The 12,130-nt window shown below is 44.1% G+C and carries 9 protein-coding genes; 8 read left to right on the top strand and 1 reads right to left on the bottom strand.

The genetic code is table 11. The features are described 5' to 3' along the window. The 3 genes from nirB to BN1234_RS16670 form a co-directional block, all read left to right on the top strand. The coding region (gene nirB, locus BN1234_RS16680; RefSeq protein WP_054957796.1) for a nitrite reductase large subunit NirB at nt 1–1,651 on the top strand (1,651 nt) is incomplete at its 5' end. 20 nt (nt 1,652–1,671) lie between these two features. Further along, nucleotides 1,672–1,992, top strand: coding sequence for a nitrite reductase small subunit NirD (nirD, locus tag BN1234_RS16675; RefSeq protein WP_054957795.1), 321 nt, complete (start codon nt 1,672–1,674; stop codon nt 1,990–1,992). 46 nt (nt 1,993–2,038) lie between these two features. Continuing rightward, nucleotides 2,039–2,824 (top strand): formate/nitrite transporter family protein, encoded by a 786-nt coding sequence (locus BN1234_RS16670; RefSeq protein WP_054957794.1) that lies wholly within the window; start codon nt 2,039–2,041, stop codon nt 2,822–2,824. A gap of 199 nt (nt 2,825–3,023) precedes the next feature. Here BN1234_RS16670 and BN1234_RS16665 read toward each other — a convergent pair whose 3' ends face one another. After that, on the bottom strand, nt 3,024–3,743 hold the full coding sequence (locus BN1234_RS16665) for a Crp/Fnr family transcriptional regulator (protein ID WP_054957793.1): 720 nt from the start codon (nt 3,741–3,743) through the stop codon (nt 3,024–3,026). Nucleotides 3,744–4,063: 320 nt separating this feature from the next. Here BN1234_RS16665 and adhE point away from each other — a divergent pair, with 320 nt between their 5' ends. From adhE to BN1234_RS22625, 5 genes are all read left to right on the top strand, one after another. Beyond that, nucleotides 4,064–6,673, top strand: a complete 2,610-nt coding sequence (gene adhE, locus BN1234_RS16660; RefSeq protein WP_054957792.1) for a bifunctional acetaldehyde-CoA/alcohol dehydrogenase — start codon at nt 4,064–4,066, stop codon at nt 6,671–6,673. 279 nt (nt 6,674–6,952) lie between these two features. Next, nucleotides 6,953–9,214 carry a formate C-acetyltransferase gene (pflB, locus tag BN1234_RS16655; RefSeq protein WP_054957791.1) on the top strand — a complete coding sequence of 754 codons (2,262 nt, stop codon included), beginning with the start codon at nt 6,953–6,955 and terminating at the stop codon, nt 9,212–9,214. Nucleotides 9,215–9,280: 66 nt separating this feature from the next. Further along, the gene (pflA, locus tag BN1234_RS16650) at nt 9,281–10,018 is read left to right on the top strand and encodes a pyruvate formate-lyase-activating protein (protein ID WP_054957790.1); all 738 of its coding nucleotides are present in this window, start codon (nt 9,281–9,283) and stop codon (nt 10,016–10,018) included. 321 nt (nt 10,019–10,339) lie between these two features. After that, a complete protein-coding gene (locus BN1234_RS16645) occupies nt 10,340–11,704 on the top strand; it encodes an ABC transporter substrate-binding protein (RefSeq protein WP_054957789.1) in 1,365 nt (454 codons plus the stop codon). Nucleotides 11,705–11,798: 94 nt separating this feature from the next. Beyond that, nucleotides 11,799–12,130, top strand: a 332-nt coding sequence (locus BN1234_RS22625; RefSeq protein ID WP_211751809.1) for an ABC transporter permease family protein, incomplete at its 3' end; no start/stop codon positions are given.

Genomic DNA, 12,130 nt, shown 5'->3' with positions numbered 1-12,130 from the left:
AAATGATGAGCTCCAGACTTCCATGGATAATGTGTTCGCTGTCGGCGAATGCGTTGAACACCGCGGTGTTTGCTATGGCTTGGTAGCTCCGTTATTTGAGCAAGGCATGGTGCTCGCGAAGCATTTATGTTCTGTAGATACCAAGCCATATGAGGGATCTGTAGTTTCGACCAAGCTGAAAATCAGCGGTGTGGATGTATTCTCTGCAGGCGATTTTGTTGAAGGTCCAGAACATACTGTCATTGTGGCGAAGGATGAATGGAAAAAGACCTACAAAAAGGTGCTCCTCAAAAACAATGTGATCGTTGGGGCTGTATTGTTCGGAGATGTGACGGAATCGGCTGCTCTGCAAAAGCATATCAAGCAAGAAGACATCATGACAGATGAAATATACGGTACGATTATGGGAACAGGCTGCTGCGGCGGAGGCGCTAAGAATGGTGCTTCTGTAGAGAAAATGGCAGATGAAGAAATTGTTTGCGGATGTAATGGTGTAACGAAAAAGGCAATTGTTGATGCAATAACGGATCAGGGCTTGAGCACAGTGGATGAAATCAAGGCATGTACAGGGGCAACCCGTTCGTGCGGCGGATGTAAACCGGTTGTAGAGCAGATATTGCAATATGTACTTGGAGATGGATTCCAAACTGCTGCGAAGCAGGGAATCTGCGGATGCACGAAACTGAGCCGCGACGAGATCGTTGCTGAAATTCGTATCAAAGGAATGAGAACAACTGCTGAGGTGATGAATGTACTGGAATGGAGCAACCCTGAAGGCTGCTCGAAGTGTCGTCCGGCAATCAACTACTATCTTGGCATGATCTATCCAGAAACCCATGAAGATGAGAAGGAATCGCGCTTTGTCAACGAGCGTATGAATGCAAATATACAAAAAGACGGCACATACACGGTAGTTCCACGGATGTATGGCGGCGTTACAACACCTGAAGATTTAAAGCGGATTGCAGACGTTTCGCTTAAATATGATGTGAAGGTTGTCAAAGTGACAGGCGGCCAGCGGCTGGATCTGATTGGTGTGAAGAAAGAAGACCTGCCGAAAGTCTGGGAAGAGCTTGATATGCCTTCAGGCTACGCTTATGCCAAGTCGCTTCGTACGGTGAAGACATGTGTGGGCTCACAGTTCTGCCGGTTTGGAACACAGGATTCCATGGGGATGGGAGCTTTGCTTGAGAAAAAGTTCGAAAGACTGGACTTCCCTGCCAAGTTCAAAATGGCGGTAAACGGTTGTCCGCGTAACTGCGCTGAATCATGCACCAAAGATATTGGTATCGTTGGTAACGATGGCGGCTGGGAAATATTTATCGGTGGTAATGGCGGGATTAAGGCCCGCATTGCGGACAGCTTTTGCAAAGTAAAGACCGATGAAGAATTGATTGAAATTTGCGGGGCTGTAATGCAGTATTACAGGGAGACTGGAAATTATTTGGAGAGAACCTCGGAGTGGGTAGAACGCATGGGCCTGGATCATATCCAAAATGCAGTTCTTAATGACAGCAAACAGCGTAAAGCACTAGCTGAAAGAATTGAGCTGGCCCTGAAGCAGACCCAGGATCCATGGAAGAAAGTGCTGAATGATAACCAGGTTCGCGAAGCTATGTACCAGAACAGCAGCCCTGTTGCTGCCAAGTAAAGGGAAAAGGAGAGCTTAATATGATAAATACGATTGAATATATAGACGTTGGTAAAATGGACGAAATTATGGTGCGGATTGGAAAAGTTGTGGTAATAGAAAAAGAGGAGATCGCCGTATTCCGCACTTCGGATAATCAATTATTCGCTTTGGAGAATAAAAGTCCTCATCCTAAGGGGGGACCACTGGCTGAGGGTATCGTATCCGGTCACTACTTATATGATCCTTTATATGACTGGAGAATTAACCTTGAAACAGGGGAAGTACAGGAGCCTGATAGTGGTAAGGTTCGGACTTATCCGATTCGTACGGTAGGAGATCGTGTACAAATCGCTATTTAACTGACGATCCTAAAACTCCAAAATCGATCTCATAGGAGGTTGTTCCATGTACACACAGAGTGTAGAGAACGTAGTGGAAGCAGCAGTCAAGAAAAAGGAATATATGAACGCGAATCTCATTCGTTACATGGTTTCAACTCTGCTTGCAGGTGCTTACGTTGGAATTGGAATTATTCTGATCTTTAAATTAGGTGCGCCGTTTGCTGCAGCAGGTTCACCATTACAGACGTTAGTAATGGGAGCTTCCTTTGGTATAGCCCTGACCCTGGTTGTATTTGCAGGCGCTGAGCTTTTTACAGGTAACAACATGTTTTTCACAGTAAGTACTTTAGCTGGAAGGACAACAATCGGAGACACAGCAAAGAACTGGGTGGTCGTGTTTCTGGGTAACCTTCTCGGTGCGGTTATACTGAGCTTGCTGGTATGGGGGACTGGTTTGTTTAAAGCTATTCCTTCCGACCATCTGCTCTTTACTGCGGCGGCTAATAAGATGAACGCTCCATTTATGGAATTGTTCTTTCGCGGTATATTGTGTAACTGGCTTGTCTGTCTGGCATTATGGATGAGCAGCCGTTCGAAAGAAGATACAGCTAAGCTCATTCTTATCTGGTGGTGTCTGTTTGCTTTCATTGCAACCGGTTATGAACACAGTGTTGCGAATATGACCCTGCTGACTTTAGCAACGATACTTCCAGGACATCCGGATACGATCTCAATGGCTGGTTGGCTGCACAATATGATCCCGGTAACACTGGGCAATATCATCGGTGGAGGTTTATTCGTAGGTATGGCCTACTGGTTTATCTCGCCTGTAAAAGGGAAGAAGAATTAATGAACCTGCCTGCAGGTGTTTAATAGAGGCGGTCCAGAGCTCTAGTGAGAGTTCTGGACCGCCTCTTTTTTGTTTAATGCGTAATTTGCCGTTGGGAAAGAAGCGTTTCCCAACAGCAAAAAAGGCTGCCCTAGGATCTAAGATCTTTTGGGACAGCCCCTGCATGGGTTTAGTATAACGTTTTTATTTATTCGATGGATCAGATTCTGCATATTTCATTAGGGCAAAGCTCACAATGGCAAATTTCCTGAAGTGCAGGTAAATCTTTAATGACGATCATGCCGCTGAAATATTCAACGACATTTTTTTTGCGGAGGTCGCTCAGCATCCGGTTAACACTTTCGCGTGTTGCACCAATCATGTTAGATAAATCGGTATGTGTAATTTTTTTGTTGATCAGGATTGATTGATCCGCTTGGTTCACCCCATAGGTGTTGCTGAGACGTATCAGCGTCGAGCTAAGGGCACCGGGTTTACCGTACATCATCAGATCCCTGAATTTGGTTTGCGTAATTCTGTGGTGTACACCCATCCATTTCATGAAGTCGATTGCAAAATCGCAGTGCTGGCAAATGAGGAGCTCCAAATCCTTGTGTTCGATAACACCAACTTCACTTTCCTCTAGCACCTCAGCCGAAAAGCTGTGCTTCGTACTAAAGAAAGGGTCTGCCTGACCAACCATGTCGCCGGCCTGATACATATATAAGATGAGTTCTTTGCCTTCATCAGTCGATTTTGTTAATTTGATGCGTCCGCGCTTGATGTAATATAATTTATCGGAGAAATCACCCTCCCAGAACAGATGGGATCCTTCCGGTACGATGCGATCCTTCATGTTTTCATGGAGTCGGTTTAAGTTTTGCTCTGAGAAGCAGTTTGTATTCCCTTGGGTTTCAATGACACAACTCAATGTTTTCATGTCTGTATCCCCTAACTCGTTAATATTTTCTGTTAAATTTAAATTGATTATATCGTGAATACATTCACTTGTGGGGGGATAATGACGTGGAAAAGTGTCGATTTTTCAAACAATGTGATTAATTTCACTTTTATAAGATTTAATGATGTATCAAAAAACACAGACAATCATAGAAACAAAAGTGATGAAATCGCTTGAAAAGTTTTCTGTAAAAAATAATTATACTTTGTGAAAAAATTCACTACTAATTAGTTTAGCCATGTGTTATGATCGATCTGTAGAGAGATTATAAACATTTTTTTACAGGAGGATGAGGGGAAATGGCGATTAAGAATAGTGAGGTTACTAAGGTTAAGGAACAAACTGCAGAGGAATATGTGCAGACCCTGATTGACAAGGCAAATCGGGCAAGTGAGCAATTCAAGGCTCTTAATCAGGAGCAGATTGATAACATCGTTCAAGCAATGGCACTTGCAGGTCTGGAGAAACACATGTACTTGGCCAAACTGGCAGTTCAAGAGACCGGCCGCGGTGTTTATGAGGATAAGATAATCAAGAACATGTTCGCAACCGAATATATCCAGCACAGCATTAAATATGACAAGACGGTCGGAGTCATCGAAGATAATCCGTATGAGAATTATCAGAAGATAGCTGAGCCTGTCGGTATTATTATGGGGATTACACCGGTAACCAACCCAACCTCAACCACGATTTTCAAATCACTCATTGCGATTAAGACTAGAAACCCTATTATCTTTGGATTCCATCCATCTGCACAGGCATGCAGCCGTGAAACGGCTAAAATTTTGCTTGAAGCAGCTGTGAAGCATGGTGCACCAGAAGATTGTATCCAATGGATTGAGGCTCCTTCCATGGATAAAACAAATGCGCTGATGAATCACACTTCTGTGGCATGTATTCTGGCTACAGGTGGTTCTGCAATGGTTAAAGCAGCATACAGCTGTGGTAAGCCGGCACTTGGCGTAGGGCCAGGTAACGTGCCTTGCTTTATCGAAAGATCAGCCGATCTTGATCAAGCCGTCAATGACCTCATCCTCTCGAAAACATTTGACAACGGCATGATCTGTGCGTCGGAACAGGCTGTCATTATAGAAGAAGCTATTTTTGAACAAGTAAAAGCAAAAATGATCGAAAGCGGATGCTATTTTGTAAATAAAGAGGAAGCGGCAAAATTGGCTGCTGGCGCGATCGTAGCAGATAAATGTGCGGTTAATCCGGTAATTGTAGGTCAGCCTGCGACCAAGATTGCTGAAATATCCGGGTTCGAGGTTCCGGAAGGAACGAAAGTTCTCGTTGCTGAGATTGAGGGCGTTGGACCGAAGTTCCCGCTGTCAGCTGAAAAGCTTAGCCCGATCCTGGCTTGTTATAAAGTAAAAACAGCAGAGCAAGGTATTGAACGTGCAGCTGAAGTTGTTGCATTTGGCGGTATGGGACACTCTTCGGTCATTCATTCGAATAACGAGAAAGTCATTCAACAATTCTCGGACCGTATGCAGACTTGCCGTGTACTTGTTAATCAGCCATCTTCGCAGGGCGGTATCGGTGATATCTATAATACCAACCTTCCATCGCTTACTCTTGGCTGTGGCTCGTATGGACGTAATGCTACATCTTCGAACGTGAGTGCTGTCAATCTGATCAACGTGAAAAGGGTGAATCATCGTACCGTGAATATGCAGTGGTTCAAAGTGCCGAATAAGATCTATTTTGAAAAAGGTGCAACCCAGTACCTTGCTAAGATGCCTGACATTAGCCGTGTAGCGATCGTTACTGACCCAATGATGGTGAAGCTGGGTTATGTAGAGAAGGTAGAGTACTACTTGCGTCAGCGCCAGGTTCCTGTAGCCATCGAAGTATTCTCTGAAGTAGAGCCAGATCCTTCGACAACAACAGTTGAACGTGGTACGCAGATGTTGAAGAGATTCCAGCCGGACTGCATTATCGCCCTCGGTGGTGGATCACCGATGGATGCTGCGAAAGCGATGTGGCTGTTCTATGAATATCCGGATACTGATTTCAACAACCTGAAGCAGAAATTCATGGATATCCGTAAACGGATTTATAAATACCCTCGCCTTGGTCAAAATGCGAAATTCGTTGCAATTCCAACGACATCAGGAACGGGTTCAGAAGTGACATCGTTTTCGGTTATCACAGACAAAATTGGTGATACGAAGTATCCGCTCGCTGACTATGAGCTGACACCAGACGTAGCGATCATCGATCCTGAATTCGTGTACAGCTTGCCTAGAACAGCGGTTGCCGATACGGGGATGGACGTACTGACACATGCCATTGAGGCTTATGTATCGGTAATGGCTAATGACTATACAGACGGGCTTGCAATTAAAGCGATTCAGCTCGTGTTCCAGCATCTCGAAAAATCCGCCCTTACAGGCGACAAGCTGGCTCGTGAAAAGATGCATAACGCATCCACGCTCGCTGGTATGGCGTTCGCTAACGCATTCCTTGGTATTAACCACAGCCTGGCTCACAAATGGGGAGGACAATATCATACAGCACATGGCCGCACCAATGCGATTCTGATGCCGCATGTCATTCGATATAATGCGAAGAAGCCTACGAAGTTTGCTGCATGGCCAAAATACACCCACTTCATTGCAGACGAAAGATATGCCGAGATTGCCCGCATTCTTGGATTGCCAGCACGTACAACGGAAGAAGGGGTTAACAGCCTGATCAACGCCATTCGCGAACTTAACAAAAAACTCGGTATTGAAGAATCGTTCCAGGAGCTTGGTATTGATCCTGCTGATTTTGAGAACCGTGTAGATTACCTGGCGGATCGTGCGTTTGAGGACCAATGCACAACTGCGAATCCAAAGCTGCCACTCGTTACTGAGCTTGCAGAGGTGTACCGCAATGCATTCTATGGCCGGTTTTAACTGAAATATTAAATAAATAGAAATTTTTAAAAAACATCGTGACAAATATCACCATTATGGTGATATTTGTCACAGATGCATTTAGGGAATAAGACTACAATTATTTTGTAAAACAAATCTCAGATGATAATTTTTACAGTTTCAAAATTCACAATTAAGGGTATCTTTTTGCCAAAGATTGTGAAAAGCATCACATTTATTGATCTGGGAAGCGAGACATGAGAAAATATACCAGAACCTCGTGTCTCATCAACAGAACATAAATTGGAGGGATCAGAGATGTCGGTGATTGAAAAAGAAGTTAAAGACTTGCAGTCCGGTTGGAGAGGGTTCAAATCAGGTAAATGGTCAAAAGCTGTAAATGTTAATGATTTTATCGCTTTGAATATTGAGCCTTATTATGGTGTTGATGACTTTTTGGTTGGTCCAACAGCGAATACAACTGCTTTATGGGATATTGTATCCAACCTGACTAAGAAAGAACGCGAAGCTGGCGGTGTACTGGATGTAGATGTGAATACGCCTTCAACCATTATTTCCCACAAGCCAGGCTATTTGGATAAAGACAAAGAACAAATCGTTGGTGTTCAAACAGATGAGCCATTCAAACGTTCGATTCAACCTTTCGGTGGAATCAAAATGATGATTGATGCTTGTAACGCATACGGTTTTGAACTTCCTTCCAGTATTGTAGATATGTTCACTCATATCCGCAAAACACATAACCAAGGTGTATTTGATGCTTATACGCCTGAAATGCGCGCAGCACGCAGAGCTGGTATTATCACAGGTCTTCCTGACGCTTACGGCCGTGGACGTATTATTGGTGACTATCGCCGTGTAGCGCTTTACGGTATTGATTTCTTGATTAAAGATAAATTGAATGAACTGAGCGACCTTGAAGTTGATGTGATTGATGAGCCAGTAATCCGTCTTCGTGAAGAGCTGTCTGAGCAAATCCGCGCATTGAAAGAGTTGAAGCAAATGGCGGAAATGCATGGATTTGATATTTCCAAACCAGCTACAACTGCGAAGGAAGCGTTCCAATGGCTTTACTTCGGTTACCTGGCTGCAATTAAAGAACAGAACGGTGCAGCGATGTCCCTTGGACGCGTATCCTCGTTCCTTGACATCTATATTCAGCGTGATCTGGCTGAAGGTACACTGACAGAAGAAACGGCACAGGAACTGGTTGACCATTTTGTTATGAAGCTGCGTATCGTTAAGTTCCTTCGCACACCGGATTATAATGAGCTGTTCAGCGGTGACCCTACTTGGGTAACAGAATCCATTGGCGGTATGTCCGTGGACGGAGAGACTCGTGTAACGAAGAACAGCTTCCGCTTCCTGCACACGCTCTATAATCTTGGTCCTGCACCAGAGCCAAACCTGACTGTATTGTGGTCCGAGAAATTGCCTGAAGGCTTCAAAAAATTCTGTGCAAAAGTATCGATCGAGACAAGCTCGATCCAATACGAGAACGATGATCTGATGCGCCCAATTTACGGCGATGACTACGGTATTGCTTGCTGCGTATCAGCTATGCGTATCGGTAAACAAATGCAATTCTTCGGTGCTCGTGCGAACCTTGCTAAAGCACTTCTGTATGCAATCAATGGCGGTCGTGATGAGAAGTCTGGCGTACAAGTGGGACCGGAATTCCCGGCGATCACTGCTGAGACTCTCGACTACAACGAAGTTATGAAGCGCTTCAAGCCGATGATGGAATGGCTTGCTAAGCTGTACATGAACACACTTAACGTTATTCACTATATGCACGATAAATATTCCTATGAGCGTATTGAAATGGCTCTGCATGACCGTGATATTCTTCGTACCATGGCATGCGGTATCGCAGGACTTTCGGTAGCAGCAGACTCTCTGAGTGCGATTAAATATGCGAAAGTTAAGCCGATTCGTAACGAAGAAGGAATTGCAGTTGACTTCGAAATCGAAGGAGACTTCCCTTGCTATGGTAACAACGATGACCGTGTAGACAGCATTGCTGTTGAATTGGTTGAAACATTTATGAGAATGATCCGTAAACACAAAGCATATCGCGATGCATTGCCAACGCAGTCAATCCTTACGATCACTTCCAACGTTGTATACGGTAAGAAGACAGGTACTACACCTGATGGACGTAAAGCTGGTGAACCTTTTGCACCAGGTGCGAACCCAATGCACGGACGCGATAAAAAAGGCGCACTTGCTTCCTTGAGCTCTGTAGCGAAGCTGCCTTATGAAGACAGCTTGGACGGTATTTCGAATACTTTCTCCATTGTGCCTAAAGCACTTGGTAAAGATGAGGAAACCCGTGAGAACAACCTGGTATCGATGATGGATGGATACTTCGGCAGCAAAGCGCATCACCTAAACGTCAACGTATTTAACCGTGAACAGTTGATTGATGCGATGGAACACCCAGAAGACTACCCTCAATTGACGGTTCGCGTATCAGGCTACGCTGTTAACTTCATTAAATTGACCCGTGAGCAGCAGTTGGATGTTATCAACCGTACATTCCACGGTTCGATGTAACATAAACGGGTAATGTATTAACAACTCAATGCTTGTCACGAGCGGATACAGAAAGGATGACATCATATGATAAAAGGCCATGTGCACTCGCTAGAAACGTTCGGTACGGTGGACGGTCCGGGTATCCGCTTTGTACTCTTTATGCAAGGATGCTTATTGAAATGCCAGTACTGTCATAACCCGGACACGTGGGCTTTGAACGAAGGCAAGGAAATGACCGTAGAAGAAGCGCTCGCTGAAATTGAGCCATATCTTCCATATTACCGTTCATCCGGTGGTGGTCTTACGGTGTCGGGCGGGGAGCCAACGCTTCAATACCCGTTCGTTACCCAGCTGTTCAAGGAAGTGAAGCGTCGTTGGAACCTTCACACCTCACTGGACAGCAACGGATATAATGAACCGGAGAAGATTAATGAACTGCTTGAGAATACGGATCTTGTACTGCTAGACCTGAAGCATATTAATGATGAGAAGCATATCAAGCTGACAGGTAAATCCAATGAACGGACATTGAAGATGGCACGCTGGCTGTCTGACAACGGACGTAAAATGTGGATCAGACATGTGTATGTTCCCGGCATTCATAATGAAGAGGAAGATCTGCTTGAACTTGGACGTTTCATCGGTACCTTGAACGGTGTGGAGAAATTCGAAATTCTTCCTTACCATCAGATGGGTGTGTATAAGTGGGAAGCGCTTGGAAAGGCTTATCCGCTTGAAGGGGTTCCTTCACCAACGGAAGAAGAAGTGGCACGGGCTTACGAGTTGATCGAGAAGGGCAGAAAGCAAGCTCAAATGGCATAGCACTACTTGCTTATTACGAATAGGGTATCATTTTAAATAACTTATCAGATAAATTTCGACAACAACCTACCTTAAATTGGATAGGTTGTTGTTTTTTTGTCTTGAATGTAAAAGGGTCCGCATCCTATAGTACTTTGTTCTTAAATAAATGATTAATCGGATGCAGGCAGCATCTTAACTATAGTTCTATTGGTTTAAGTTAGAAGTGTTTAGTAGAAGATTATATCCCTCCTAAAGCGATATATCGATCTTCATTATTCTGAAACCGTTTTCTATAATGAAAATATAAATACAATTCCTTTTATGGGAGGTCAAATCTACATGAAGAAAAAAAGCCTAGCACTGATGATGTCACTCCTTATGGTTACTTCTGCTTTTGTGTCCGGTTGCGGTGGAAGCAAGTCGAGCGATGAGCCGGCTGCAGGGAGTGGTGGTGACAAGCCTGCCGTAAGCAACGAACCGTTTGAGATGACGATCCGTCATACACAAGTGGGGGATTCCAAGAAATTCAGATTGGCTTTACTTCAAGATGTGGTGAAGAAGACGGAAGAAGCAGTTCCTGGTTTGAAGTTAAATCTCGACGCTGTTGATTCAGAGGTTAACCGTAAAGAGAAGTTAAGAGGCGAGATGGCATCCGGTAAGCCGCCGGAAATTTTCGATGTGTTCGGTAGTCCGGATGCTGGTGTGTATGCGAAAGAAGGCTTGATGCTGGATATCACTCCAATCATTGAGGAACTCGGTATTAAAGATAAATTTACAACACTTGATCCATTTACAGTTGACGGCAAAGTTTATGGCTTGCCCATCGGTGGTTCTATCGAAGGGATCTTCTACAACAAAGAATATTTTGAACAAAAAGGTTTGACCGTTCCGAAAACGCTTGCTGAGCTGGACAGTATTGCTGAAAAGATTAAGGCTGATGGTAAAATTCCATTTGCACAATCCTCTAAGGATGCTTGGATCCCGCTGATGACAACCAACAATCTTTGGTCTTATTATGCAGGACCTGAAGTTACATACGGCTTTAAGACAGGGGAAACAAAATGGACCGATCCTAAAGTTGTAGAAGGCGTTAAGAAACATCAGGAATGGGTTGAAAAAGGATATTACAAGAAGGGCGAGCTCGGATTTGAATACGCTGACATGAGAAACCAGATTATCTCTGGCGAAGCGATGATGATGATGGACGGTTCGTGGGCTAACAGCGTATTTAGAGACGAGAAACAAGCTGGTGATAAGGTAGGCAAGATTGGATACTTCAACCTTCCTCCGGTTAATGAGGGAGACCCGGTCGTTGTTATGCAGGACGCTAACAATGGATATGGATTCTCTGCTTCGATTAAAGACGATCCAAGAAAAATGGAAGCTGTCAAGGAGTTCATCAAGAACATGTGGACTGACGAAATGCAGCTCCGCGGTCTGAAAGAGGATGGAGTTCTGCCAGCAATGAAGATGGATGTTGAAACGATGAACTCTACTTCGGATGAACCAATCATGCAGGACATCTTTAAGGCAGTAAGTGAAATCGACAAATCGTTCCCTGCATTTGATGCTTTGGTTCAAGCAAGTGTCAATACAGCCCTCAGCATTGGTATTCAACAGGTGATCGGCGGAGAAATTGATGCTGCGAAGATGCTTGAAAATGTACAGTCTGCACAAGAAGCAGCCAATGAATCTGGCGAATAATTAATAAAATCAAAGTTAGGAAGGAGGCGCACCCACTAAGGAATGGGGGGTGCGCTTTCTTCTAAGCTTAAGTCACGAAACTACGGAGGTTACCATGAATAAAGCGCTGAGAAATCCTCTGATATACATCCTGTTTGTTTTGCCGGCTTTCATATTGTTCTTAGCCTTTTTCATATATCCTATTTACACAGCAATCGACAACAGTTTTACAAGCTGGAACGGGATATCTAAGAATGTTACGTATATCGGATTTGATAACTACTCAAGAGCATTCCAAGATGATGCATTTTGGAAATCAGTTAAAAACAACCTGTATTTTATTTTGTTCTCCTGTTTTGTACAGCTGCCTATTATCATTATTTCTTCTTTACTAATTGCTAACGTTAAGAAATTTAAAGGGCTTTATAAAACCGCCGTATTCGCTCC

The sequence above is a fragment of the Paenibacillus dakarensis genome (genome assembly GCF_001373415.1).
Taxonomy (GTDB): domain Bacteria; phylum Bacillota; class Bacilli; order Paenibacillales; family Paenibacillaceae; genus Paenibacillus_AQ; species Paenibacillus_AQ dakarensis.
Note: the sequence above shows the minus strand (reverse complement) of the source record. Positions and strands in the feature narration are given on the sequence as shown.